We start from the raw sequence: 26,481 nt of genomic DNA, 5'->3' as shown, positions 1-26,481 counted from the left end.
TATACTCCCTAATTTTTGGGGAATAAGCTACAAGAATTTTTAATTTACACTATTCAACGAAAACTAAAGGATGAACACTAAATACATAGACTTAATAAACCAAACGTACTATTTTCCTCAGGAAGAATTTCGGTTGGGGGACAATGGCCTTGAATTCCACGGCGTAGATCTTATGGCGCTCGTAGAAGAATACGGTGCTCCGCTCAAGTTTACATACCTGCCGAAAATTTCAGAAAATATAAATTTGGCGAAAAAATGGTTTGCCGATGCTATTGAAAAAAACAACTACAAAGGCTCCTATAATTACTGCTATTGCACCAAGAGCTCACATTTCAAGCACGTCTTGAATGAAGCTTTGAAAAATGATATACACATAGAAACATCTTCGGCTTTTGATATTGATATTGTAGAAAGCCTTAAAAAAGCCGGTAAGGTAACAGATAAAACATATGTAATCTGTAACGGTTTTAAGCGCGAAAGATATATCGAAAACATAGCCCGGCTAATCAACGACGGACACGAAAACTGTATCCCGATAATTGATAATTATGAAGAGATTGAGCTGCTTTCTGATAGTATAGACAATCACTTTAATGTAGGTATACGTATCGCTTCTGAGGAAGAGCCAAAGTTTGAATTCTATACTTCCAGATTGGGTATTGGGTACAAAAATATAATTCCTTTTTACGAAGAACAGATTAAAAACAACGAGCGTGTAGATTTAAAGATGCTCCATTTTTTCATTAATACCGGTATTCGCGATACTGCCTATTATTGGAATGAATTGGTGAAGTGTTTAAAAGTGTACGTTCGCCTAAAAAAAATCTGTCCGTCCTTGGATAGTTTGAATATTGGCGGTGGTTTCCCCATTAAAAACTCTTTGCACTTTGAATATGACTATCAGTATATGATAGACGAAATCTTAAACCAAATAAATATTACTTGTGCAGAAGCCGAAGTGCCGGTTCCACACATTTTCACTGAATTTGGTAGCTTTACCGTTGGTGAAAGCGGTGGTGCCATTTACGAGATTTTGTACCAAAAGCAGCAAAATGACCGTGAAAAGTGGAATATGATCAATTCCTCTTTCATCACAACTTTGCCAGATACTTGGGCCATCAGCAAACGTTTTATTATGCTTGCCGTGAACCGTTGGAATGATGAGTACGAAAGAGTGCTTTTGGGGGGGTTGACTTGTGATAGCGATGATTATTACAATAGCGAACAAAATATGGCGGCCATCTATCTGCCAAAATTCAGAAAGGAAAAACCTTTGTATATTGGCTTCTTTAACACAGGTGCATATCAAGAGACCATTGGCGGTTTTGGAGGCTTGCAGCACTGCTTGATTCCTTCGCCAAAGCATATTCTGATAGACAGAGACAAAAATAATAATATAACAACCAAACTTTTTTCCGAACAACAAACAAGCGAGCAATTGCTAAACATTTTAGGTTATGAGCACTAAGACGTACGCAGGCATCCCGCAAAAATATGCGGTCCTAGAAACATCAAAAATTGTATTGATCCCAGTTCCTTACGATGGAACCAGCACTTGGCAAAAAGGTGCCGACAAAGGTCCAGAAGCATTCTTGGATGCTTCAGAAAATATGGAGCTTTACGACATTGAAACCCAAACAGAGGTCTACAAACAGGGAGTGTATCTTGCCGATGCAATTACAGAAAATTCCTCTCCGGAAGCCGTGGTTTCCGAAGTACATAAAACCACAAAAGACTATATAAAACGAAATAAGTTTGTAACCATTTTTGGTGGCGAGCACAGCATTTCCATAGGTACTATCCGCGCATTCAATGAGTGTTTTGACAATCTTACAGTGCTTCACATAGATGCACACGCAGATTTACGCAAGGAATTTCACGGGAGCAAGTGCAACCACGCCTGTGCGGTATATGAAGCAAGTCAAACCACTAACCTTGTACAAGTGGGTATTCGCAGTATGGACGTGGCAGAAACTACTGTAATGGATGATGAAAAAGTATTTTTTGCACACGACATGGCAAAAGACGAATACTGGATGGATAAGGTTATTGAAGCTCTGGGAGACAATGTTTTCATTACTTTCGATCTGGATGCTTTGGATCCTTCAATCCTGCCTTCAACCGGAACCCCAGAGCCCGGCGGACTTTTTTGGTACGAAACACTCGATTTCCTAAAACAGGTTTTTGAGGAAAGAAATGTGGTTGGGTTTGACATTGTAGAGCTTTGTCCAAATCCGGAAGAAAGAGCCTCCGATTTTGTAGCTGCAAAACTTTACTATAAAATGTTGACATACAAATTTGCAGGCACGGACGAAGAAGACGAATACGAAAGCAATTTTAACCTCTCGGCTCCGCTCGAGGCAGGCAAAAAAGGAAATTCAAAATTTAATACAGAAGAAGATGAATACTAGCAAAGGATCTATTTCCCAATTTATTGAAAAATATTATTTACACTTTAATGCCGCCGCTCTCGTGGATGCCGCAAAAGGGTATGAAGCCCAGTTGAACCAAGGTTCAAAAATGCTCGTTTCCCTCGCCGGTGCTATGAGTACTGCAGAATTGGGAAAGATTTTTGCCGAAATGATCCGTCAGGATAAAGTACATATTATTTCCTGTACGGGCGCAAACCTGGAGGAAGATATTATGAATCTTGTGGCGCACAGCCATTACAAGCGTGTGCCAAACTACCGAGATTTAACCCCGCAGGATGAGTGGGATTTGCTTGAAAAAGGAATGAACCGCGTAACCGATACGTGTATTCCCGAAGAAGAAGCCTTCAGAAGAATCCAAGAACACATCGTGAAACTATGGAAAGAAGCCGAAGCCAAAGGCGAACGCTACCTTCCGCACGAATATATGTACAAACTGCTTTTAAGTGGTGTGATGGAAGAACATTACGAAATAGATTTAAAAGACTCGTGGATGTACGCCGCCGCAGAAAAGAACTTACCAATAGTTTGTCCAGGCTGGGAGGATAGCACGATGGGAAACATCTTCGCCAGCTACGTTTTGAAAGGCGAATTGAAAGCTTCCACAATGAAAAGTGGAATAGAATACATGACTTTTCTTGCAGATTGGTACACGGATAATTCAGAAAAAGGAATCGGTTTCTTCCAGATTGGTGGGGGAATAGCTGGAGATTTCCCAATCTGTGTGGTGCCAATGCTCTATCAAGATATGGAGCGGACCGATACACCGTTTTGGAGTTATTTCTGCCAAATCAGTGATTCTACAACCAGTTTTGGAAGTTATTCCGGAGCTGTTCCAAACGAAAAAATTACTTGGGGAAAACTGGATATTGATACTCCAAAATTCATCATAGAAAGTGATGCGACTATCGTTGCGCCTCTAATTTTTGCGTACCTTTTGGGTATGTAAAAATAGTTATACATTTTTCATACAAATACGAATAAAAAAAACCGAAATCGTTTCCCTCAACAAGAGCGTTGGGGGAAAGGATTTTTGGATTATTTAATAAAATAACAGCATGGAAAACCAGAAGATTGAAAATATAGAATTGAAATTTTTGACGCTGAAAGATTACGAAGCGTTGAAAGAGGCTACCATTCAATCTTATGGCGGACTTCCAAACAGCTATTGGAAAATCAACGAAATCGGTAACCTAATCGATATTTTTCCCGAAGGACAAGTAGTGATTATGGCCGATGGAGAAATTGCGGGTTGTGCGCTCTCCATTATTGTAGACTTTGACGAGTTGGGCGAGAAACATACCTATAAAGACATTACTGACGATCCCACTTTTAGTATTCACGACCCCGAAGGCGATGTGCTTTACGGAATAGACGTATTTATCCGTCCGGACTTTCGCGGTCTGCGCTTGGGAAGAAGATTGTACGATTACAGGAAAGAATTGTGTGAAAATTTAAATTTGAAAAGTATTGTTTTTGGCGGAAGAATGCCAAATTACCATTTGCACGCAGAGAAACTTTCTCCAAAGCAGTACATAGAAAAAGTAAAACGCAAACAGATTGACGACCCCGTGCTGAACTTCCAGATTTCAAACGATTTTCACCCTGTACGTGTTTTAAAAAGTTATTTGGAAGGCGATAAGGCCTCCGGAGAATTCGCGGTTTTAATGGAATGGGATAATATCTATTACACCAAACCCGAAAAAAAACCAAGACCTTCTGCAGTAAAGAGTGTAGTGCGCTTGGGGTTAATCCAGTGGCAAATGAGAAGCTATTCCGGAATGGAAGAATTGATGCACCAAGCAGAATATTTTATAGACAGTGTTGCAGGGTATCGTTGCGATTTTGCGATGTTTCCAGAGTTTTTCAACGCTCCGCTCATGGCAAAATACAACCATATGAGCGAGCCGGATGCAATCCGCGAATTGGCTAAGTATACCAAAGAGATTACCGAAAAGCTTTCCCAGCTTTCCATATCTTACAATATAAATATCATTACCGGAAGCATGCCCGAAATGGTCCGAGGAAAGCTTTATAACGTAGGCTACCTATGCCGTCGCGACGGAAGCGTGGAACGTTACGAAAAAATTCACGTTACACCCGATGAAGAGCGTGTTTGGGGAATGGTAAACGGGAATTCCCTAAAAACTTTTGATACCGACTGTGGAAAAATTGGAGTGCTAATCTGTTACGATTCCGAGTTTCCGGAATTATCGCGTTTACTTTCCGACGAAGGAATGGATATCCTTTTTGTCCCATTTCTCACAGATACCCAAAACGGTTATTCCCGAGTAAGATTATGCGCGCAAGCAAGAGCCGTTGAAAACGAATGCTACGTAGCCATTGCGGGAAGCGTTGGAAACCTACCAAAGGTTCATAATATGGATATCCAGTATGCTCAAAGTGCCGTTTTCACTCCGTGTGATTTCTCTTTTCCCAATAATGGAATAAAAGCCGAAGCAACCCCAAACACCGAAATGATTTTGGTAGCCGATGTGGACATCGATTTGCTTCGCGAGCTGCACACATTTGGCGCAGTTAGAAATTTGAAGGATAGAAGAAAGGATTTTTATAGATTGGAGCGGGTAAAGAAATAAAATATATAAATATGGTTCCTTCCCCTTTTTCAGGGGAAGGTGTCATAAAGATTATTGAAAATAATTTTTATGACAGAAGGGGTACAACTCCCAAATCACAAACCCAATCACTACTAAATATTCCAGCGCCACCAACCAAATCTTTTCGTCAAAACCATTTTCGCCATATGCTGAATAACTCAGCACTACCATAAAACTCCAAACAATCGGAAATTTATATTTCGTAAATACGGAAAGCAAAAGGGGAGTGGCCACATACCACGGATGCACGGTTGTTGAAAGTAAAAAGTAAATTGAAACCGCAAAAAGCATTGCGGTTATCAACTGTCTCAGTGTTTTGTTTTTTCTGAAAAAAGCGAGTCCCAAAACGAAAAGAAGTACCAAAACAGGAAGAATTTTTCCAACCGTTCCAATCACATTCCATCCCACAATTTGAAATCCAACCCAACGAATTAGATAATAAACACTAGCATTAAACTCAAAATTTTGAAACCAAAGAGCGATAGTTGCTGAAAAATGCTGAATAAATTCAAAAGAAAGAAATGGAAGAAAAGTAATACCTGCGGAAATAAATATTACTGTATAAAATCGTAGTAAATATGTCAGGTTGAACCTTTCGACTCCGTTCAAAACACGCTCCGTCGAAACCTCTTTTTTAATAAAATACTTCAAAAACAATGGTAAAAACAAAAGCGGAATCAACTTCGCCGAAATAGAAATCCCGATTAAAAATGCCGCCCAAACCCATTTTCCCTTAAAAAGTAAATACAGTGCCCAAACTAAAAAGAAAAGCATCACCCCTTCAAAATGAAGATTTCCAGTAAGTTCAATAATGATAAAAGGATTCAGAAAAAACCAGAAAATGTTTTTAACGGGAAGATTCAATTTCCCCAAAATCTTCTTTCCGAAATAAAGAATACCAACATCTGCCAAAAAAATCAGCACGCGCAAGACAACCACTGAGCCCAAAATACTTTTGCCCGCAAACATTGCGGCAACTGCAAAAAACAGTTGGTTAACAGGCGGATAATTGCTGAAATGGCTTGCGTTAAGTGGCCCCATTCCTTCAATCAGAACCTGGAACTGCGCAACCGAAATATTTACAATGGTTTTGGAATCTGGTGTAAATAAATACGGGCTAACGCCTCGTAAAAGCAAGCGCCCATCCCACAAAAACCGATAAAAATCCTGCGAAAGATTTGGGATTGCCAGAGTAAAAACCAGCCGAAAAGTAATTCCCAAGCAAGCTAAAAACCAAAAATTGAGTTTGAATTTCTCAATAAAAAGATAGGTAGTAAAAAACAGCGCAGCGTAAAGCGAGATGAGTTGTATAAAATCACTTCGCTCAAGATCATATGCAAAACTGATATAAAAGGCAATGGAAAGAACGGCAAGTAAAAGTGGGATTTTATATAGTTTAATAAAATTCACAAACCGTTTTTTTTAGATTTTCAATCAACAATCAACAATCAACAATCTTTTTAGTCTTGCCATTCAGCAATAAACAGATTGGTGTCACGACCTCCTCCGTTATTTCTGTTGGAAGAGAATGCCAACTTTTTGCCATCGTTTGAAAATACTGGAAACGCATCAAAAGTTTTTCCGTGCGTTACGCGTTCTAAATTCTTCCCATCAATATCAATCAAATAAAGATTGAAAGGAAACCCTTTTTCAGCCTCAAAATTACTGGAGAACAAAATCTTTTTTCCAGAAGGATGAAAAAATGGTGCCCAATTTGCGTTGCCCAAATGCGTCAATTGGCGAAGTTCACTGCCGTCCGCATTGCAGATAAAAAGTTCCATTTCGGTGGGTTGCACCAAACCTTGGGCTAACAAATCTTTATATTCCTTAATTTCGGTTTCGGTTTTTGGACGGGAAGCGCGAAATATCAATTTACTTCCATCAGGCGAAAAGAATGCGCCCCCATCATAGCCCAATTCATTTGTTATTTGCTTTACGTTTTTTCCGTCAAGATCCATGGTGTAAAGCTCCAAATCGCCGCTGCGCATGGAGGTGAAAACAATTTTATCACCTTTTGGTGAAACGGTTGCTTCGGCATCGTAGCCAAGTTCTTTGGTAAGTTGCGCAGTAATATTTCCATCAAGATCGGCCACAAAAATGTCGAAGCTATCATATATGGACCATACATATTTACCATCTTTTTTTAATGGGGCTTCAGGACAATTTTCGTCTTTCAGGTGGGTACTTCCATAAACAATATGTTGACCATCAGGCATAAAATAGCTGCAAGTGGTACGGCCTTTTCCGGTGCTCACCATTGGGGGTTGCATGTCTTTAAAAGTTTCTTCAACATTCATCAAAAACATTTGGTCGCAGTTTACGCCCCAATTTTTATAATTGCTTTGAAAGATAAGTTTACTGTCGTCAAAACTCCAATACGCCTCTGCATTATCTCCGCCAAAAGTTACTTGGCGGATGTTTTTGAAGTGTTTTTCTTCAGGATAAATTAAAGTGTCTTTTGTTTCGGGGTCAAGAACTGCAGATGTCACGCTGAGTCTTTCGGCTTCGCTCAAGATAGACTCTATCGAAGCGTCTTCGGATTTTTGGGAATCTTCTCCAACTTTCTTCACTTCATTTTTACAACTCGTAAAAATGGAAACAATTAATAGCGTATAAACTATTTTCATTTTTAATGTATTTTTGAGCAAAAATAAGGATATGCGTATAATATTGATGTTATTTCTGGTAATATTGGTTTTCTCCTGTAAGGAAGCAAAGGTAAAAACGGTTTCTATGAAAGAAGACGTTGGCATTTTGGCCAGCGATAGTTTAAACGGAAGAAAAACAGGTTCTGAAGGCGAAAAAAAGGCGGCCGTATATATTGCAAAAAGATTTGAAGATTTGGGGTTACTATCAAAAGGAACTGATGAGTACTTTCAAAAATTCACATACAAGGCTAGTAAAAACCCACATGAAGAGGCAGAATTTACTGCAGAAAACAATGATAGCACAGAAACGGGTGAAAACGTAATTGCATATTTAGATAACAAAGCCGAAAACACAGTCGTTATTGGTGCGCATTACGATCATTTGGGGATGGGTGGCGAAGGCTCGCTGTATCGCGAAGGCGAAGCGATACACAATGGTGCGGACGATAATGCAAGTGGCGTTGCAATGATGTTGCATTTGGCAGATTCGCTTCAAAAGAATGATTCTCCAAAGAAAAATAATTATCTTTTTATAGCTTTTTCTGGGGAAGAAGAAGGTTTGTTGGGTTCAAACTACTTTGTGAAAAACCCAACCATCGACACCAAAAAAGTAACCTATATGATTAATATGGATATGGTTGGAAGGCTCAATTCTGAAAAGACTTTGGCGGTTTATGGCGTGGGAACTTCACCTATTTTAAAACAAGCAGTAAATGCAAATGCAGGCGAACTGAAAATTTCTGAAAACGAAAGCGGTGTTGGGCCGAGCGACCATACCTCATTCTATTTGGCCGATATTCCCGTGCTTCATTTTTTCACTGGGCAGCACGAAGATTACCACAAACCCTCAGACGATACCGAAAAAGTGAATTTTGAAGGAATGAAGCTGGTATCCAATTATATTTTCAGCATTATAAAAGATTTAGATTCCCAAAAGAAACTTCCCTTTAAAAAAACTAAAAATGAAAGTGAAGTGGTTCCAGATTTTAAGGTAACTCTGGGCGTGGTGCCCGATTATCTTTTCAGCGGAAAAGGCATGCGCATTGATGGCGTAAGTGAAGACAAACCAGCCCAAAAAGCTGGCCTTCAAAAAGGCGATGTAGTAGTGAAAATGGGCGAGCATGAAGTAACCGATATGATGAGCTATATGAAAAGTCTTTCAAAATTTGAAAAGGGACAGACGGCAATAGTTATTGTTGATAGAGGTGGCGAGTTGAAAGAAGTTGAGGTTACTTTTTAAAAATTTCGGAAATAAAAAAACCTCACAAATCTTGAAGACCTGTGAGGTTTAGTTCTATTAATCACTTTTGGGAATTACATCATCCCGGGCATTCCGCCTCCCATGCCGCCTGGCATTCCGCCACCGGCACTTTCTTCTTTTATGTCAACCAAAGCACATTCGGTAGTAAGGATCATTCCAGCAACCGAAGCAGCGTTTTCAAGCGCGATACGGGTTACTTTTTTAGGATCGATAATACCAGCTTTTAGCATATCCACATATTTTTCAGTTTTGGCGTCATAACCGAAGTTTTTCTTGCCTTCCAAAACTTTGTTGATTACAACAGAACCTTCACCACCAGCGTTTTCAACAATTGTACGAAGTGGAGATTCAATAGCACGAGCTACAATTTGAACTCCTGTAGTTTCGTCTAAAGTTTCAGTAGTAAGTTTTTTAAGCACTTCAATTGCGCGAACCAAAGCTACTCCACCACCAGCAACAATACCTTCCTCAACAGCCGCGCGGGTTGCGTGAAGTGCATCGTCAACACGATCTTTTTTCTCTTTCATTTCTACTTCAGACGCAGCGCCAACGTAAAGAACTGCAACACCGCCAGCCAATTTGGCCAAACGCTCCTGCAATTTTTCTTTGTCGTAATCGCTAGTTGTGGATTCTATTTGAGATTTTATTTGGTTCACACGACCTTTGATGTCGCTCTTGTTTCCAGCGCCATTTACGATTGTAGTGTTGTCTTTGTCAATTGTAATTGTTTCCGCAGAACCCAACATATCAATTGTTGCATTTTCCAAAGTAAAGCCGCGCTCTTCAGCAATAACGGTTCCTCCGGTCAATACGGCGATGTCCTCCAACATTGCTTTTCTTCTATCCCCAAAACCTGGCGCTTTTACAGCGGCAATTTTCAAAGAACCACGAAGTTTGTTTACTACCAAAGTAGCCAAAGCCTCGCCGTCAACGTCTTCTGCAATAATCAATAAAGATTTTCCTTGTTGCGCCACTGGCTCAAGCACAGGCATCAAATCTTTCATTGAAGAAATTTTCTTATCGTAAAGCAAAATCATTGGATTTTCCAATTCAGTTTGCATTTTTTCTGTGTCGGTTACGAAATACGGAGAAAGGTAGCCGCGATCAAACTGCATACCTTCCACAACATCAACGTAAGTTTCGGTTCCTTTTGCTTCTTCAACAGTGATAACGCCTTCTTTTCCAACTTTTCCGAATGCTTTTGCAATCAAATCGCCAATTACATCGTCGTTGTTTGCTGAAATTGAAGCTACTTGCTTTATCATTTCAGAAGAATTGCCAACTTTCGTAGTTTGCTTTTCAAGATTTGCAACAATGGCTTCAACGGCTTTATCGATACCGCGTTTCAAATCCATCGGATTTGCGCCAGCAGCAACATTTTTTAAACCTTCTTTTACAATTGCCTGAGCAAGAACGGTTGCAGTTGTTGTTCCGTCACCAGCAAGATCGTTGGTTTTTGAAGCTACTTCCTTCACCATTTGTGCGCCCATATTTTCCAGCGCATCTTCCAATTCAATTTCTTTTGCAACGGTAACACCATCCTTTGTTACTTGCGGTGCGCCAAAGGATTTACTGATAATCACGTTACGACCCTTTGGGCCCAAGGTTACTTTTACTGCGTTTGCCAATGCGTCAACGCCACGTTTTATTGCGTCGCGGGCTTCTACATCAAATTTTATATCTTTTGCCATTTTTTTAAATGCTTTAAGCTTTAAGCTGTATGCTCTAAGCTGTGGTTAAACTTTACTTTTGAAATTATTTTTTGGGAGAAATTAGATAATAGCTAAAATGTCGTCCTCGCGCATGATGAGGTAATCTGTACCATCAAACTTTAACTCACTGCCGGAATATTTTCCATAAAGAACAGTATCGCCAACCTTTACGGTCATTTTGTGATCTTCTTTGCCTTTGCCCACGGCTACTACTTTGCCTTGTTGTGGTTTTTCCTTTGCGGAATCTGGGATGTAAATACCAGATGCGGTCTTAGTTTCAGCTTCCTGTGGCTGAACCAAAACGCGGTCTGCAAGTGGTTGAATTTTTAATGCCATTTCAATTTTATTTTTTAGTTGTTAAACTTGGGTTTAAATGTTTGATTGCTAATTGGCAGAAATTGTGCCACTGCCCACAAACTGACATATTACAAAACAAAAATGCCAGCTTGTCAGAAGCTGGCATTTTTAAATCTAATAAAGCATTAGAGAAAAATTTATATTAGCAGAGAATGTAAGCTTTTATTTGGGGAGTTGAGTTAAAGAAAAATTAACTTTTGATTTGAAAATTTTGGTAATTCGGCGTTTTTTTTTTCCTTAAACGAAATATTGCGATTATTAGACCAAAAATAAAAATGATTATTCTTTATTGTTTACCTTAATAAAAGATAATAACACCTTTTTATATTATTGATAAAATATAGAGCTGTCCATCGTAAAATCAAAGAATTAATCTTTCTAGAATTGCACAAAATCTAATTAAAATGAAAAACCTCTATTCCACAATCCTTTTTACAATATGCTTTTCCTTTTTAGGAACCATGTGGCTTACGGCACAGATAGTCAACATACCGGACCCAAATTTTAAAGCGGCGCTTCTCGCTGACGGTAATATTAATACCAATGGCGATGGGGAAATACAGGTTAGCGAGGCAGAGGCTGCGGTTGATGTTAGTGTTGTTGGCAACAATATTAATGATCTAACAGGAATTGAAGCATTTATCAACATAACTTTTTTAGAATGTTCCGATAATAATTTAACATCCATTGATGTTAGCAACAATCCTGAACTTGAAATTTTTGAATGTTACAACAATCAGCTCAACAGTATTGATGTAAGCCAGAATACTGCGTTGTACCAATTTGAATGCAGGTTCAACCAACTTACGAGCCTGGATTTGAGCAACAATCCAAATATGGTTCTCTTATCTATGGGCAATAATGAAATTATGGAGTTGGATGTGGCCAACAATAATATCTTGGTCATTTTGGAATGTACCGAAACACTACTGGAAAGTCTTGATTTGAGCCAAAATAATGATCTTGTCTCCTTAATCTGTAATGATAACGATGCATTGTCATATATAAACCTTAAAAATGGCAACAATGAAAATTTGGTTTTTGATGGACCTTTTCCGAGCAATTTTGAAAACCTGCCGAGCCTGGAGACCATCTGTATAGATGATATTAATAATACGGCACTGATAGATGAAATTACTAATCAAGTAGGCCATCAGGTAGATTTTACGGAGGAGTGCATTCTAGGTACGGAAAATTTTGATTTCAATGAAGTAAGAATATATCCAGTGCCTATTGGAGATAAACTATATATAAGTTCCGTAACACCAATCGTACAAATTGATGTTTATAATTCATTGGGGCAAAAGGTGCTTTCCATAGCTCAAAAGAATCCCATTGTGGAAGTAAGTGCTGAAAAGCTGCCCATAGGTGTATATGTAGTAATACTTCAAGACACTAACGGATATGTTAGTGCCAAGAAAGTAGTAAGAAGATGAATTTAATTTAAGGAATTATGAAAAAAAATGTATTGATATTTTTTGCGGTGGTAACTTTTTTAGGCTGCTCAAAAAAAGATGATGGCAGTTTTACACCCACATTACCGCCCATAACCCAAACAGGGGAAAATACTTTTGGGTGTTATGCAAATGGCATATTAATAACCCCTAGAGATGGAACAGGTACTTTTAATTCTCCTGATAGAGGGATGATTCTCTTTGATGTCCCTGGCCCACGTTATGAAATTAATGTACATGATTTTGCTAGCGAAAAAACTGGAAAGATTATAATACATATCATAAATCTTGACTCTATTGGTATAGGAGAATATAATATCCACGAAAGTAATTGCTTAGATGGAATCGACAGCCCTTTAACCAATAACATTCATTGTAGAATATATGACTACGATGAAAATAAATATAAGTTTTTCTGTTCTATAGAAAACTCAGGTTTAATCAATGTTACACGTTATGACAACGGTATTTTATCCGGTACATTCAGTTGTACCGCTGTAAACCGAGACGATCCAACTGAATTTATAGAAATTACCGAGGGACGTTTTGATATTAACGGATATAAATTGCCTACCACAAAATTTCCTTAATAAAAAGGGTGCCACTGCCATGACACCCTAAAATACTTAATAAATAAAACCAGATATAATTATTGTTTCACCTATTAATTCTTCAAAGTTATGAGATATCAACTACTTTTCACATCATTAATGCTTGTTTTTTTTAGCGTACATTCCCAAAAACCACCTCAAACAAAAGTGGACAGTATGCTTGTAAATATTGACAAATCAGAATTCTCCACTGGAATTCTTTATGACAGAACAGTACCTTGGGCAAACCTTAACTCCTTCAATGATAATAAAAACATTTCCAGTGTTAGATATTTTGAACAAGCCCTGGAGGAACTTTACAGAGGCTCAAATGAGAAAAAATTTAAGTCCTACAAGACCTTCGTAGGCGTTATGTTCCTGATTCCATTATAAACATGGTTGACATTGGCATTATCAATGCGGCTTTTGTTCAATTATTTTATATCGAAGGTAAAGAGGAGGAAGGAGCATTACGGATTGCTAACGGAAAGTTTGAGAAGATACCCAATGGTAAACCTGCTTTCATAAAAAAACATGCTCTCATAATTTCGCCATTAAAGGAATATTTAGTTGGCAATGAAATAACCTATCATTTTGATAATTTTTTCTTAATAGAATCCTATCCAGATAAAGAGATTGTTAAGATAAGCGCAAATTTTGATACACCTACTGATTATGTAGTTTACAACAATGGACAATTTATACACGAGACTCTACAGGTTCGATATGGAGAATCTGGCTATAAAATACTGACTTTTACGGCAAATTTTAGTGACGGTACAAGCCAGAATACCCAAGCCGTGCTGCACGTGAAGATACAAGAGGCAATAATACCTCCGAATCTACCAATTAAGAATGGAGTAGTAGATGCAAGCCTTCCTTTTCAAGGAATAAAGGGCCATTTAGAATATAGAATATTCTATGGCAATCCACAAGGCGTTCTCTTAAAACCTATAATTATTATTGACGGTTTCGATCCGGGAGATAAACGGAAAATCCAAGATAGTGATTCCCCGGAACCACCAGATGAACATCGTTCTATTGAAGATATGATGCGTTATAGTTCTCCTCCCAATGATGTAAGGATAATAGACACTTTACAATCTCTTAATTACGATGTGGTGGTTGTTAATCATCCTACCTATAGTAAAAATGGTCAAGAGATTGATGGTGGTGCCGACTATATAGAACGGAACGCTCTAACCCACGTATCTCTATACCAAGCTCTAAATGATACCTTGGCCCAAAATAACAGCACTGAAAAATTAGTTATCGTAGGCCCGAGCATGGGCGGGCAAATATCGCGTTATGCATTGGCTTATATGGAAAAGGAGAACATCCCACATAACACTCGCCTTTGGGTAAGTGTGGACAGTCCTCATCTTGGAGCGAACATTCCCATTGGTTTGCAATCATTAATAAATCAAGTAGCTGAAACGGGAAACACTATGGCTCAGGATTTTGTGAGTAAGGATTTGGGGTCTCCAGCAGCCAAACAACAATTAATTGAGCAATTTAATGGCTGGAATGGTTCTCAATTAAATCAGGACTATTTAAACGCCCGTACGCTTTCTCAGGGCTATACAATTTCAAGAGGGCGACCTTCCTTTATAGGTTTTTATAATAATCTTTTTTATAATGGCTTATATGGAAGTATTGGTTATCCCCAAAATCTTCGGAAGATAGCCATTGTAAATGGTTCTTTAAATGGCAAAAGGAAATTTTTCAATCCGTTTACACAACAACAGGATAATTATATTGGGCACAATGAGATGGGTGTAAATGTAAGAGCATTCCAATACATTTGTGTTCCCTTCCCTTGTTGGTCATTACATATTGGAAGCTTGGAGGCTTATAATTTGGCTAATTATAATAGTTATGGTAAAATTTCAAGATTCAAAAAAGTCTTTAATGATGATTCAAAGTATACTACCAATATAAATTCTAGAGGCAATATGGATAATGTTCCTGGTGGCTGGTTCCCTGGTTTTGACGAAGTTGCCTCTCCTATTAATGGTACAGACCCACTCCCCCCCAATGGAAGTATTTTGGTCGGGTTCTTGGTTTGACAATATTCTCTCAGATATTTCAGATTTTTTTGGATGGGCAACAATGACTGTGTATAAAAACGAACATGTTCACTCTTTCATTCCAACAGCCAGTTCCTTAGGTTTTATAAATCCTGATTTTAACTGGGCGCAAGCCTTTAAGCGGAACTTGGTCTGCCCAGGAAACAAGGAAATTCCTTTTGATACCTACTTTGGCCCACGCAACAACGAACAGCATACCTCCTTTACCGAAAAAAGCGTCCATTGGTTACTGGAAGAGTTAGCGGGCAATCCCCAACCGCCCACGATCCATCTAGACTCTGAAGATATGAGTGGTCCGGCCGTTATTTGTGGCACCGATACGGTTACTTATAGTTTCGACTTTTGCGAGAGCCTTCCCGTTATAGCATGGGAGGTTTCAAATAACCTAATAAAAACAACTCCTTTAACGGACTATAACCGTAGCATTATCGTACAACCAGTGCATGCATCAACAAATGGCTGGGCGTACGTAAAAGCTATTTTCGCAAGCCCGAATGAGCCCGTGCAAAAAAATATCTGGATCGGTCCGCCCAAGGTAGATTTTGTTGAAGACGTGAACGTAACGCAAATAAATCACACTATGCCTATTGTTCCCCAAGGAAGTTGCGATGAATTTGGATTAAAAGTGAATATTTCACCTTCCTTTAGCAACGTACAAGAAATGGAGTGGGAAAAAGTATCCACAAATTACCAATGGTCCCAAGACCCTCCAGGCTATAATGATCCCTATGTTATTATTGCTCCCTTGTGTGAAGACCCCGTTCAGTTTCAAGTACGTATGCGGAACGATTGTGGTTGGTCTGATTGGCAGCAAATAGAGGATACGAATTCCGAATGCCAAACCAATTGTGGCGGTGGCGGTGGTGGAAGCGGTACCATCACGAGTGATTATTTTATAATCTATCCCGTGCCCGCAGATACTGTTCTCCACGTTAATATGATTGGCACAGACCCCACAGATCTTTTAATTGCAGGTGATACGCTTACTATCCAACTCTTTAACAGTTCGGGCATGATGGTCAAGAACATCAATACTATTGCCTGTCATAATTCCATTGATGTATCAACTCTTCCTGCTGGGCTCTATACGTTAAAGATTATTTATAACGGTACTCCAGAGAATCATCAAATTGTAATAAATTAGAATTAAATAAAAAAATGCCAGCTCGTAAAAGCTGGCATTTTAAAATATTTTAAAACTAAATTTTAGTTTGTAGTTTCTGGAGCAGTTGGTGCCGGAGTTTGTGTGGTTGGAACAGCAGGAACAGCGCTGTCATCAAAAGTTTTGGATTCCAAATTACGGTTTCCCATAATGAAAACGTTGGAAAACAAGATAAGCGCCAACATAATCGTGGCAAGTGTCCAAGTACTTTTATCTAAAAAGTCACTCGTTTTTTGAACACCACCAATCTGTGCGCCACCGCCTCCGCCAAACGACGATGAAAGCCCACCACCTTTAGGGTTTTGAACCATTATAACTACGACCAATAAAAAGGCCACTATCATTATCAAAATTAAAAATATTGTAAAAGTACTCATGATTGTTCTGAATTAATCAATTTTTCTATTGCCCGAATTTGGTCTGCAAAGAAACCACTTTTTTCGGGATTTTTCAAAATTAATATTTTATATGCTTGAATTGCTTTTTTGTAGTTCTTTTGTTGTAAATACACTTTAGCCAAAGTCTCCGTCATTAGTGAATCGGCGGCTTGGGTATAAGGTTTTGCAAGATTGTTTTTTCCTTCTTTTTGGGGTTTATTTTCTATTTCCGAAGGAATTATTTTTGGGCGCTCTTGGATAAACTTGTCTATCAATTCAAATTTTCGCTCCCTATCTTCATTTTGGGTTTCATCATCTTTCTTGTCTGGCCTGTCTTCATTGCGCTCAATAGGTTTTGCTTTTGTAAGCTTTAACCATTCTGAAAAAGAGTGAGTATCGTTTTTGGTAAATTCAAGAGGTTTGTCAGCTTGTAGTATTTCTTCAGCTTTATCTTTAGCATCAGGCTTGTCATCTACCTTTTCAACCAAATTGCTCACCGATTCTACCTTCCTTTGAAAAAGTTCTGGGTTTAAGATATTCTCGGCTTTCTGCATTTCGGCCTTAATTTGCATATCTATTTCAAGGCTTATCTGTTCTGAAATATTTTCGGAAATTACCTTTATTTCTTCTACGGAAGTATCGTGCTGCAGAATGGTTTGCGAAATTTCATTCTGAATAAATTTTTCCGAAGTAATATATTCAAACAAAATATCGCGATCAGTAGTGTGGGCGGCTGTAAGCTTTAAGGCATCGTTGTAAAGATAACTCCCCTGGTTTTTCAAACCTTTTAATTGAAGTGCGCGCGCGCTTTGGAAATATGGATATTTTTGAATTGTTGATTCCAACGCCGCTAAATCCTCAGAAGTTATTTTCTGTGGGTTGGCGAGTAAATATGTAAAGTTTTCAAAGTTCAAAGTTCAAAGTTTAACCCTTCAACTGCGCTCAGGGTGACAATTATAAAACTTACCAATTTGCAAGTGATTTGTTAAAAACATCCTGCGTCAACCGTTCAAAAATAATATCAACGGCAGCGTCTAGTGCTGAACCGGTTAATTGTGTTGTTCCTGGATAATCGTAATAAAAACTAAAGGGCTGTTCAAAATCCTTCAGCGGATCTTTGGTGTTGTAAAACCGAACATTTACGGCAATGGTCAATCTGTTTTGCGCGGCAGTACTATTTGCCGTGGCGGTAATTGGCGCAATATAATATTGTGTTATTTCACCTTCGTAAACCAAATCGCCATTACTGTTCACAAGATCCAAACTAGTTTGGTTCAGCAGTAAATCCTGCAGTTTTTGTGTAAAATCTCTAGCGATGCCAGGCTCTACGATCGGAGCATTGTTTTGAAAATAATTAACCTGTACCGTTTTTGTTGTGCTGTAATTTATATCGGCCCCAGTAAATGAGTACGGCCCACAACTGTGTAAAGAAACCAACAATAAAAACAAAAGGGAAAGCTTCGATGCAGTAGCAAATCTAAAATCTAAAATCGTAAATCGTAAATTTTTCATAAATCGTACTGCTTAATCTTTCTATATAAAGTTCTTTCTGAAATGCCTAGCTCATCTGCAGCATCCTTACGTTTTCCGTTGTATTTTTCGAGCGATTTCTTGATAAGTTCCAATTCCTTTTGCTGAAGGGAAAGGTTTTCTTCTTCCTCAATTTCCTCAGCGTATTCGTATTTGTCTTTACGCTGTTCGGAAGCGTGTTCCGGAATACTGAAAACCTCGACATCGGTTTGTGCTCCGTTTGTCTCTTCTTCAATTATGGAAGCCAATTCCTCTTCGGCTTCGTTTTCTTCGGAATAAATTTTATTGATGAGTGATGAGTTTTCCTCTTTCACCTTTGCCGCGTTGCCGCTTTTCATCAATTCCAATGTAAGTTTTTTGAGATCGTTCACATCGCGTTTCATGTCAAAAAGCACTTTGTAAAGAATCTCGCGTTCGCTACTGAAATCACTTTCAGATTTTTTTGAATTTACCACTGCGGGCAGGTTGCTGCCCATATCGGGTAAATAATGTTTCAGGGTTTCGTATGAAATTTCACGGTTCTGCTCCAAAACCGAAATCTGTTCAGCTACATTCCGCAACTGGCGGATGTTTCCACTCCAGCGGTATTTCAACAATAAATCAGTTGCCTGGTCTGTCAATCTGATTGTTGGCATTTTATATTTCTGCGCAAAATCTGCCGAAAATTTTCTGAAAAGCAAATGGATATCTTCCTGCCGTTCGCGAAGTGGCGGCAAATTTATTTCCACAGTACTCAACCTATAATAAAGGTCTTCGCGGAATTTTCCTTTTTGAATGGCATCTGCCATTTTCACATTGGTTGCAGCCACAATGCGCACATCGGTTTTTTGAGCCACAGAAGAACCTACCTTTAAAAATTCGCCATTTTCCAAAACGCGAAGCAAACGAACCTGTGTTGGAAGTGGCAATTCGCCAACCTCATCGAGGAAGATGGTTCCGCCATCGGCTACTTCAAAATAACCACTTCGGGTTGCCGTTGCGCCCGTAAACGATCCTTTTTCATGACCAAAAAGTTCACTGTCTATAGTTCCTTCGGGAATTGCACCGCAATTTACGGCTATATATTTTCCGTGCTTTCTGTGCGAAAGCGAATGTATTATTTTCGGGATGCTTTCTTTACCAACGCCGCTTTCGCCAGTTACCAATACCGAAATGTCCGTTGGAGCAACCTGAATTGCTTTTTCCACGGCGCGGTTTAGTTTTGGGTCGTTGCCTATTATTCCGAAACGTTGTTTTGTTGCTTGTATGCTTTCCATATTTTATCCCAGCAAAGTGCGGGAACTAAATTTTAATTAATAATATTCGTAGGTCGCTCTCGAAAATAAAACACCGTCTTTTTTGGTTTCGGAACTTATAGGGTAGTTGGAATCGTTATATTGAAAGGTTGTTTCCAAAACATAATTTTCCGAAGTATCAGTCCCTGTTCGGGTTATTTTCGTGGCATTGCTCGGTGATATAAATAATGAATGCTCGAAAAGATACCCATAATAATAAGTGTTGAAGGGGTAGTTATGAAACTCTGCGTAGAATGGATTTTTTTTTAAGTCATATTCATACGTATGGTTTATTTCCGAATTAAAATAATCTGTGGTAAGGTTAAGGTTGGTGATGTTCAGAGTGCTGTCATAAGTGATGATTTCATCGCTAACGATTCCCAGGTCACCTATATGTTTTACTGCGGTTAGTACATCTGTAGTATTATAATAAAATTCTGTTCGTTCTTGTGTCGGGGTAAACCATTGCACGTTGATCTGTTGCGGTTGATAGCTAAAGCTTATGGAATCCATATCAATTCCATCTGCGTCCCAATCCCTAAAAACTACCCAGGGCCTGCTGTTTTGGTCATAATAGTAGTTTTCAACAAAATCAACAGGGTAATTCAAGTGATTGTGGGCTTTTCTTGTTACTTGTCCCAAATCGTTGTAAGTGTATTCCCAAAAATAATCATAGAAAGAATTTATAATATGGTCTTTCGTTTTTTTACCATTTTCGTCAAAAAAATACTCAATCATTTCTCCATTTGGACTTCCGTTTGCATCTAAAGATATGCTTGTGTATTTTTTAATCTTCAGCTCCATGTTCTGTTCTTCGGGCTGGGGAGTTTCATCATCATTAGAACATGCCAATAACAACAAACTTGCTGTAAAAAGTAATAGTCTTGTTTTCATAATAAATTGGTTTTATGAATACCCCACAGCTCTGCCAATTAGCGTTGCAGTAGTACATTCGGTTATTTTTACGTTTACGAAATCTCCAGGTTTATAAGTTGATTTCGGAAAAACAGCCACGTTGTTGTGCTCCGTTCTTCCGCTCCATTCATCTTTGTTTTTCTTCGATTCCTTTTCTATTAAAACAGTAACTATTTTTCCCAAAAATTCAGCAGTGCGAATTGCGCTGTGCTTTTGCTGAAGATCAACAATCTCGGTCAATCTTCGGCTTTTGGTTTCCTCGGGCACATCGTCTTCAAATTTTCTTGCAGCCATTGTTCCGGGTCTTTCGGAATATTTGTACATATAGCCAAAGCCATATTTCACATATTCCATCAAACTCATTGTTTCTTGGTGGTCTTCTTCGGTTTCGGTTGGAAAACCAATAATCATATCCTGCGAAATGGAGCAACCGGGAATGATTTCCCAAATCCTGTCAACCAACTTCATATATTCCTCGCGGGTGTGCTGACGGTTCATTTCCTTTAAAATACGCGTACTCCCACTTTGAACGGGAAGATGGATATGGTTGCAAATATTATCGTGTTTTGCCACAATGTGCAATACTTCTTCGTGCATATCCTGTGGATTACTCGTTGAAAAACGAATTCGCATTTTTGGGTACGCCGTTGCGACCATATCAAGTAATTGCGCAAAATCGGTTGCCGTTGCCTGTTGCATTTCCGAAGAATTTTTGAAATCTTTTTTCAGTCCACCGCCGTACCATAAATAGCTGTCCACATTTTGCCCGAGCAATGTAATTTCTTTGTACCCTTTTTCAGCCAAATCATCCACTTCACGCAGAATACTTTGTGGGTCACGGCTACGCTCACGACCTCTAGTAAAGGGTACCACGCAAAATGTACACATATTATCGCACCCGCGGGTGATGCTCACAAAAGCAGTAATTCCGTTGCCGCCCAAACGCACCGGGGAAATATCGCCATAGGTTTCTTCTTTGGAAAGGATAACGTTCACGGCATCACGGCCTTCTTCAACTTCTTTTAGCAAATTCGGAATGTCTTTATATGCATCCGGCCCAACAACCAAATCGACGATTTTTTCTTCCTCGAGAAATTTTTCTTTCAAACGTTCCGCCATACAGCCCAGAACGCCGACTTTCATTTTCGGGTTTATTCGTTTTACGGCATTGTATTTTTCAAGTCGTTTTCTGACGGTTTGTTCGGCTTTATCACGAATGGAGCAGGTGTTTACCAAAACCAGATCGGCTTCTTCCAGTAAATTTGTTGTATTATATCCTTGGTCGGCAAGTATGGAAGCCACTATTTCGCTATCGCTAAAATTCATAGCACAGCCGTAGCTTTCCAAATATAATTTTTTGGAATTGGTATCTCGCGCTTCCAGTGTAAGCGTGTTTCCCTGTGTTTTTTCGTCAATAATCTTATCCATAAAAATCTTTGTTCAATGCAAATTCAAAAGGGGTTTCACTGAACTTGCAAAGATACTATTAATTTGTCACGCTGTCAAAGTGGCAGATTTATTTTCGAAATATCACAAAACCACTTAATTTTTTAAAGGAATTGAAAGTTTTTGAATCTCTAATAGGGCTTCTTTCTCGTCGCTCCATCCTATGATTTTTACACGATCTGAAGGATTATAATTTATAAACCACATTTCAATAATTTCAATTGCGCTGAGATATTTTTCTGAAAATTCAGTAAATGTTTCCGCAGAAACTGTTTGCAGTTTTCTATCTGAGGGGATACAGATTACCTTAAAATCTTCTTCTCCATTGTCCAAAAGGCGGAGCATTGCAATGGGTTTTGTTTCTAATATAGTCCCAGTTTTTAAAGATTCGCAAAGCACCAAAACATCCAACGGGTCCCCATCGCCACCCTCATCGGGATTAGAATAAGTGGAAGCAATAAAGCCATAATTTCCGGGATAGGGCAGGTATTCTATTATGCGCTCTTTTCCATTGTGAACATCCACTGCAAATTTCTTTGAGGTTTTGTCCAGCTCAATTTTTTTGCTCGTTCCCGCTGGAATTTCAATAATGCAATTCACATTTTTTTCTTTTGAAAAAGTTTCCGTTTTAAAAACTTTATAGGTGGGGTTACAATTTTGAAATAATATTAGGAAGAGAAACAAAACTATGTTACGCACAAAAACCATTGGTTGTGGTGAATATAAATTCATAAAAATAATTTTTCTTTTTTCAGGCCTTCTAAAAATAGTATAATTTAAAGGTAGTACGATGTTAAGAGTTGACTAAATTTAGGTGTCAAAAATTGCGTATTAAAAAATTCATATACTTTTGTACGCATAACAAATAAGTATATGGCAAAGAATTTAGTGATCGTTGAGTCCCCGGCAAAAGCAAAAACCATTGAAAAATTTCTAGGGAAAGATTTCAAGGTTTCCTCCAGTTTCGGGCACATTGCAGATCTTCCATCCAAGGAATTGGGCGTGGACGTGGAAGGGGATTTTACACCTAAATATATAGTGAGCAGCGACAAAAAGAAGTTGGTCACAGAACTAAAGTCGCTTTCCAAAAAAGCCGATATGGTTTGGTTGGCGAGTGATGAGGACCGAGAAGGAGAGGCAATTGCCTGGCATTTGGCCGAAGAACTGAAACTTGATAAAGACAAAACCAAACGTATTGTTTTTCACGAAATTACAAAGTCTGCTATTTTAAAGGCAATTGAAAATCCACGCCAAATTGATTATAATTTGGTAAATGCCCAACAGGCCAGACGCGTTTTGGACCGTTTGGTTGGGTATGAGCTATCGCCCGTACTTTGGAAAAAAGTGAAAGGTGGACTTTCCGCAGGACGCGTTCAGTCGGTTGCCGTTCGGTTGATCGTGGAGCGCGAGCGCGAGATTGAAGCCTTTACGCCCGTAGGTTCCTATAGAATCGATGCCGAATTTACAACGCTTGAAGGCAGCAAGTTCAAGGCGAAACTTCCAAAGAATTTTGATACGGAAGAAGAGGCGCGCGAGTTTCTTCGGAAGAATTTGGGAGCTTCCTATAAAATTTCAGATTTAACAAAAAAGCCCGCCAGTAAAAGCCCAGCGGCACCTTTTACCACTTCGACCTTACAGCAGGAAGCAGCCCGGAAATTGTATTTTTCGGTTGGAAAAACGATGACCATCGCGCAACGCTTGTACGAGGCCGGATCGATTACCTATATGCGTACCGACAGCGTAAACCTTAGCAACGACGCAAAAAATGCGGCGCAAAAGGAAATTATTTCTTCCTACGGAAAGGAATACAGCAAACCCCGCGATTACAAGGGAAAAAGCAAGGGAGCGCAGGAAGCACACGAGGCCATCCGCCCGACGGATATGACCCAGCACAGTATTTCTGGCGACCACGATCAGGCGCGTTTGTACGATTTAATTTGGAAACGAACCTTGGCTTCGCAAATGAGCGATGCGCAATTGGAACGTACCAATGTGAAAATTGACGTGCTTTCCAAAGAAAAAGTTTCGGAAAATTTCACTGCAAATGGTGAAATGATAAAGTTTGACGGTTTCCTAAAAGTGTATTTGGAAGGAACCGATTTTGAGGAAGAAGAGCAGGAAGGCATGTTGCCAAATATGAAAAATGGTGACTCGCTCGAAAATAATTATATCACCGCGACGGAACGTTTTACGCGTCCGCCGTACCGTTTTACTGAGGCTTCGCTGGTAAAACAATTGGAAGAACTCGGCATTGGCCGACCTTCAACTTATGCGCCGACTATTTCTACCATTATCAGCAGAAATTATGTGGAGAAAGGAACTGTGGAAGGTGTGGAGCGAAAGTATCTTCAATTGACGCTTCAAAAGCAAAACATAAAAGATAAAACCTTGACCGAAACTGTTGGTTCGGACAAAGGGAAGTTGGTGCCCACAGATATCGGAATGATCGTGAACGACTTTTTGGTGGAACATTTTGAAAATATTCTCGATTACAATTTCACGGCCAAGGTGGAGCAGGATTTTGACGACATTGCCGAAGGAAAAGAGGAGTGGACGAAGATGATGAAGGATTTCTACGGAAAGTTCCATCCGCGCGTGGAACACGTTGAAGAAAATGCGGATCGCGAAAGTGGCGAACGAATTTTAGGCGAAGACCCCGAAACTGGAAAAACCGTATTGGTGCGCCTCGGTAAATACGGACCCATGGCGCAGATTGGTGCACCGGATGACGAAGAGAAAAAATTCGCCAGCCTTCGTCCAGACCAACAATTGCACTTGGTTACTTTTGAAGAGGTGATGGATCTTTTCAAACTTCCGAAGACTTTGGGCATTTATGAAAAGGAAGAAGTTGAGGTGAACAATGGCCGTTTTGGCCCGTATGTACGCTTCGGGAAAACCTTTATTTCGCTTCCAAAAGGAATGGATCCGCTGGATGTGGATATGGCTTTTGCAAAAGAATTAATTGAGGAAAAGAAAAAAGCCGATGCTCCTATATATATGTATGAGGATCTGCCAGTTCAAAAAGGCGTGGGTCGTTTTGGCCCTTTCATAAAATGGAACAATATGTTCATTAACGTGAACAAAAAGTATGATTTTGACAATCTTTCAAAAGAAGATGTAAAAGAACTTATTGAGGACAAAAAACAAAAGGAAATTGATAAGTTAATCAACGAATGGCCCGAAGAAAAAATTAGAATAGAAAAAGCGCGTTGGGGGCGTTTCAATTTAATTAAAGGCAAAACAAAAGTAGAATTGCCTAAAGGAACCGAAGCCGATAAAATAACATTGGAGGAAGCTAAGGATTTGCTGGATAAAAAAAGTCCGAAGAAAAAAACAGCCGCCAAAAAGAAAACAACAACTAAGAAAAAAGCTACGGCCAAGAAAAAATAATGATAGAGTTTTTATCCCCAGTTTCTAAAAAAGTATTGGCACACCGAGAAATTCTACCGCCCGGAACTTTGGGAAAACAAATTGCGGCCCACTCCAAAACAGGCGAGCTACCTAACTTGAAAGACGTAAAGTTTGCAATTCTTGGCATAAAGGAAAACCGTGCCGATGAGAATTTCATTGGAGGAGAGATATCTTTTGATCCCTATAGAAAAGCTCTTTATTCATTATATCCCGGAAATTGGAATTATAACATAACTGACCTTGGCGATATAGAAAAAGGTGAGACAGCCGAAGATACCCGCTTTGCTGCCAAAGAAGTAATAGCTGCCCTTTTACAAAAAAATATTGTGCCATTGGTTCTTGGTGGAAGCCAGGATTTGGCTTTTGCACAATATCGGGCGTATGACGGTTTGGAAGGAATGGTAAATGTTGTAAATGTTGATAATCGTTTTGACCTTGGAAATGCTGAGCTGCCAATTTCAAATAAATCCTATGTAGGAAAAATGGTAGTTGAACAGCCCTATAATCTTTTTAATTACAGTGTTTTGGGCTATCAATCATTTTTTAATGCCCCGCAGGAGATTGCATTGATGGACAAATTGTTCTTCGATGCCCACAGATTAGGTGAAGTTTGTGCAGACATTACAGTGGTAGAACCAATAATGCGCGATGCAGATATGGTAACCTTAGATGTTTCCGCAATAAAAAGCGCAGAATTAAGTTATAAAAATAACGACAGCCCCAATGGTTTTGATGGACGAGAAATTTGCGCCATTTCCCGATATGCTGGTATCAGCAATAAAGTGAAATCTTTTGGCGTTTATGAATTGAGCGATTCCATTGAAAGTAAGAGCGGCGCAATGATTGTAGCGCAAATATTTTGGTATTTTATTGAAGGATATAATTTTAGGGTTGAAGATGATGATTTTGATAACGAAAATCTCTTCACCACTTATAAAGTACCAGTAGAAGATGAAGTTTTGGAATTTAAGAAAAGCAATAAAACCGAAAGATGGTGGATTGTTTTGCCTTTTATTTCAAATGTTAATAATAAATTAAAAAGACGAACGTTATTACCTTGCACTTATGGCGAATATTTGGGTGCATGCAATCAGGAAATTCCTGAACGGTGGTTAAAGGCCCGCCACAAAAATGAAGTATAATCAAACAACACAAGTAAAAACGGGGATCAAGGGTTTTTCAAAAAAAAATTGTTTTTTTGAAATTT

23 protein-coding genes are annotated in these 26,481 nt (G+C 39.0%); 12 read left to right on the top strand and 11 right to left on the bottom strand.

Annotated features, from left to right (window positions below):
* The first annotated feature begins 70 nt into the window (after window positions 1-70).
* The 4 genes from AC58DT_RS10725 to AC58DT_RS10710 all read left to right on the top strand — a co-directional run bounded on the left by AC58DT_RS10725 (window position 71) and on the right by AC58DT_RS10710 (window position 5,026).
* Window positions 71-1,468: a type III PLP-dependent enzyme domain-containing protein gene (locus tag AC58DT_RS10725; protein ID WP_497216818.1), complete on the top strand. Its 1,398-nt coding sequence runs from the start codon at window positions 71-73 to the stop codon at window positions 1,466-1,468.
* On the top strand, window positions 1,458-2,411 hold the full coding sequence (gene speB / locus AC58DT_RS10720; protein WP_497216817.1) for an agmatinase: 954 nt from the start codon (window positions 1,458-1,460) through the stop codon (window positions 2,409-2,411). Before AC58DT_RS10725 ends, speB begins: the two co-directional genes overlap by 11 nt.
* Window positions 2,401-3,378, top strand: coding sequence for a deoxyhypusine synthase family protein (locus AC58DT_RS10715; RefSeq protein WP_497216816.1), 978 nt, complete (start codon window positions 2,401-2,403; stop codon window positions 3,376-3,378). Before speB ends, AC58DT_RS10715 begins: the two co-directional genes overlap by 11 nt.
* Window positions 3,379-3,487: 109 nt before the next feature.
* Entirely contained in the window at window positions 3,488-5,026 is a 1,539-nt protein-coding gene (locus AC58DT_RS10710; protein ID WP_497216815.1) for a bifunctional GNAT family N-acetyltransferase/carbon-nitrogen hydrolase family protein, read from the top strand.
* Window positions 5,027-5,077: 51 nt separating this feature from the next.
* Here the strand turns inward: AC58DT_RS10710 and AC58DT_RS10705 are convergent, their stop codons facing one another.
* Window positions 5,078-6,457 (bottom strand): MptA/MptB family glycosyltransferase, encoded by a 1,380-nt coding sequence (locus AC58DT_RS10705; protein ID WP_497216814.1) that lies wholly within the window; start codon window positions 6,455-6,457, stop codon window positions 5,078-5,080.
* A 50-nt stretch (window positions 6,458-6,507) separates the two neighbouring features.
* Entirely contained in the window at window positions 6,508-7,674 is a 1,167-nt protein-coding gene (locus AC58DT_RS10700; RefSeq protein WP_497216813.1) for a TolB family protein, read from the bottom strand.
* A 31-nt stretch (window positions 7,675-7,705) separates the two neighbouring features.
* On the opposite strand from AC58DT_RS10700, the gene AC58DT_RS10695 reads away from it, so the two are divergent.
* On the top strand, window positions 7,706-8,935 hold the full coding sequence (locus AC58DT_RS10695; RefSeq protein ID WP_497216812.1) for a M20/M25/M40 family metallo-hydrolase: 1,230 nt from the start codon (window positions 7,706-7,708) through the stop codon (window positions 8,933-8,935).
* Window positions 8,936-9,009: 74 nt separating this feature from the next.
* Here the strand turns inward: AC58DT_RS10695 and groL are convergent, their stop codons facing one another.
* Window positions 9,010-10,647, bottom strand: a complete 1,638-nt coding sequence (gene groL / locus AC58DT_RS10690) for a chaperonin GroEL (RefSeq protein WP_497216811.1) — start codon at window positions 10,645-10,647, stop codon at window positions 9,010-9,012.
* 81 nt (window positions 10,648-10,728) lie between these two features.
* A complete protein-coding gene (locus AC58DT_RS10685) occupies window positions 10,729-11,004 on the bottom strand; it encodes a co-chaperone GroES (RefSeq protein WP_497216810.1) in 276 nt (91 codons plus the stop codon).
* A gap of 425 nt (window positions 11,005-11,429) precedes the next feature.
* Between AC58DT_RS10685 and AC58DT_RS10680 the strand changes: the two genes are divergently transcribed.
* From AC58DT_RS10680 to AC58DT_RS10660, 5 genes are all read left to right on the top strand, one after another.
* Entirely contained in the window at window positions 11,430-12,461 is a 1,032-nt protein-coding gene (locus AC58DT_RS10680; protein WP_497216809.1) for a T9SS type A sorting domain-containing protein, read from the top strand.
* A gap of 17 nt (window positions 12,462-12,478) precedes the next feature.
* A complete protein-coding gene (locus AC58DT_RS10675) occupies window positions 12,479-13,069 on the top strand; it encodes a Riean_0653 family protein (protein ID WP_497216808.1) in 591 nt (196 codons plus the stop codon).
* A 90-nt stretch (window positions 13,070-13,159) separates the two neighbouring features.
* Window positions 13,160-13,462 (top strand): hypothetical protein, encoded by a 303-nt coding sequence (locus AC58DT_RS10670; RefSeq protein ID WP_497216807.1) that lies wholly within the window; start codon window positions 13,160-13,162, stop codon window positions 13,460-13,462.
* A gap of 2 nt (window positions 13,463-13,464) precedes the next feature.
* Window positions 13,465-15,138 (top strand): esterase/lipase family protein, encoded by a 1,674-nt coding sequence (locus tag AC58DT_RS10665; RefSeq protein ID WP_497216806.1) that lies wholly within the window; start codon window positions 13,465-13,467, stop codon window positions 15,136-15,138.
* Window positions 15,107-16,303, top strand: coding sequence for a T9SS type A sorting domain-containing protein (locus AC58DT_RS10660; RefSeq protein WP_497216805.1), 1,197 nt, complete (start codon window positions 15,107-15,109; stop codon window positions 16,301-16,303). Before AC58DT_RS10665 ends, AC58DT_RS10660 begins: the two co-directional genes overlap by 32 nt.
* Before the next feature lie 62 nt (window positions 16,304-16,365).
* Here AC58DT_RS10660 and secG read toward each other — a convergent pair whose 3' ends face one another.
* The 7 genes from secG to AC58DT_RS10625 all read right to left on the bottom strand — a co-directional run bounded on the left by secG (window position 16,366) and on the right by AC58DT_RS10625 (window position 22,595).
* The gene (gene secG, locus AC58DT_RS10655; protein WP_497216804.1) at window positions 16,366-16,698 is read right to left on the bottom strand and encodes a preprotein translocase subunit SecG; all 333 of its coding nucleotides are present in this window, start codon (window positions 16,696-16,698) and stop codon (window positions 16,366-16,368) included.
* The gene (locus AC58DT_RS10650) at window positions 16,695-17,612 is read right to left on the bottom strand and encodes a DUF8458 domain-containing protein (protein ID WP_497216803.1); all 918 of its coding nucleotides are present in this window, start codon (window positions 17,610-17,612) and stop codon (window positions 16,695-16,697) included. The genes secG and AC58DT_RS10650 overlap by 4 nt, the downstream gene beginning before the upstream one ends.
* A 49-nt stretch (window positions 17,613-17,661) precedes the next feature.
* Window positions 17,662-18,210 carry an LptE family protein gene (locus AC58DT_RS10645; RefSeq protein WP_497216802.1) on the bottom strand — a complete coding sequence of 183 codons (549 nt, stop codon included), beginning with the start codon at window positions 18,208-18,210 and terminating at the stop codon, window positions 17,662-17,664.
* Window positions 18,207-19,484 carry a sigma-54 interaction domain-containing protein gene (locus AC58DT_RS10640; protein ID WP_497216801.1) on the bottom strand — a complete coding sequence of 426 codons (1,278 nt, stop codon included), beginning with the start codon at window positions 19,482-19,484 and terminating at the stop codon, window positions 18,207-18,209. The genes AC58DT_RS10645 and AC58DT_RS10640 overlap by 4 nt, the downstream gene beginning before the upstream one ends.
* A 36-nt stretch (window positions 19,485-19,520) precedes the next feature.
* The gene (locus tag AC58DT_RS10635; protein ID WP_497216800.1) at window positions 19,521-20,396 is read right to left on the bottom strand and encodes a hypothetical protein; all 876 of its coding nucleotides are present in this window, start codon (window positions 20,394-20,396) and stop codon (window positions 19,521-19,523) included.
* Between the two features lie 12 nt (window positions 20,397-20,408).
* Window positions 20,409-21,845, bottom strand: coding sequence for a tRNA (N6-isopentenyl adenosine(37)-C2)-methylthiotransferase MiaB (gene miaB, locus AC58DT_RS10630; RefSeq protein WP_497216799.1), 1,437 nt, complete (start codon window positions 21,843-21,845; stop codon window positions 20,409-20,411).
* Window positions 21,846-21,959: 114 nt separating this feature from the next.
* Complete coding sequence (locus AC58DT_RS10625; RefSeq protein WP_497216798.1) at window positions 21,960-22,595, bottom strand: inorganic diphosphatase; 636 nt, start codon at window positions 22,593-22,595, stop codon at window positions 21,960-21,962.
* A gap of 141 nt (window positions 22,596-22,736) precedes the next feature.
* Between AC58DT_RS10625 and topA the strand changes: the two genes are divergently transcribed.
* Window positions 22,737-25,253 carry a type I DNA topoisomerase gene (topA, locus tag AC58DT_RS10620; protein ID WP_497216797.1) on the top strand — a complete coding sequence of 839 codons (2,517 nt, stop codon included), beginning with the start codon at window positions 22,737-22,739 and terminating at the stop codon, window positions 25,251-25,253.
* Complete coding sequence (locus tag AC58DT_RS10615) at window positions 25,253-26,416, top strand: formimidoylglutamase (protein ID WP_497216796.1); 1,164 nt, start codon at window positions 25,253-25,255, stop codon at window positions 26,414-26,416. The genes topA and AC58DT_RS10615 overlap by 1 nt, the downstream gene beginning before the upstream one ends.
* The last annotated feature ends 65 nt before the right edge of the window (window positions 26,417-26,481 follow it).

It is taken from the genome of Aequorivita sp. CRS11 (assembly GCF_059693805.1).
The sequence above is the reverse complement of the archived record's forward strand: the minus strand, read 5'-3'. Positions and strand labels throughout refer to the sequence as shown.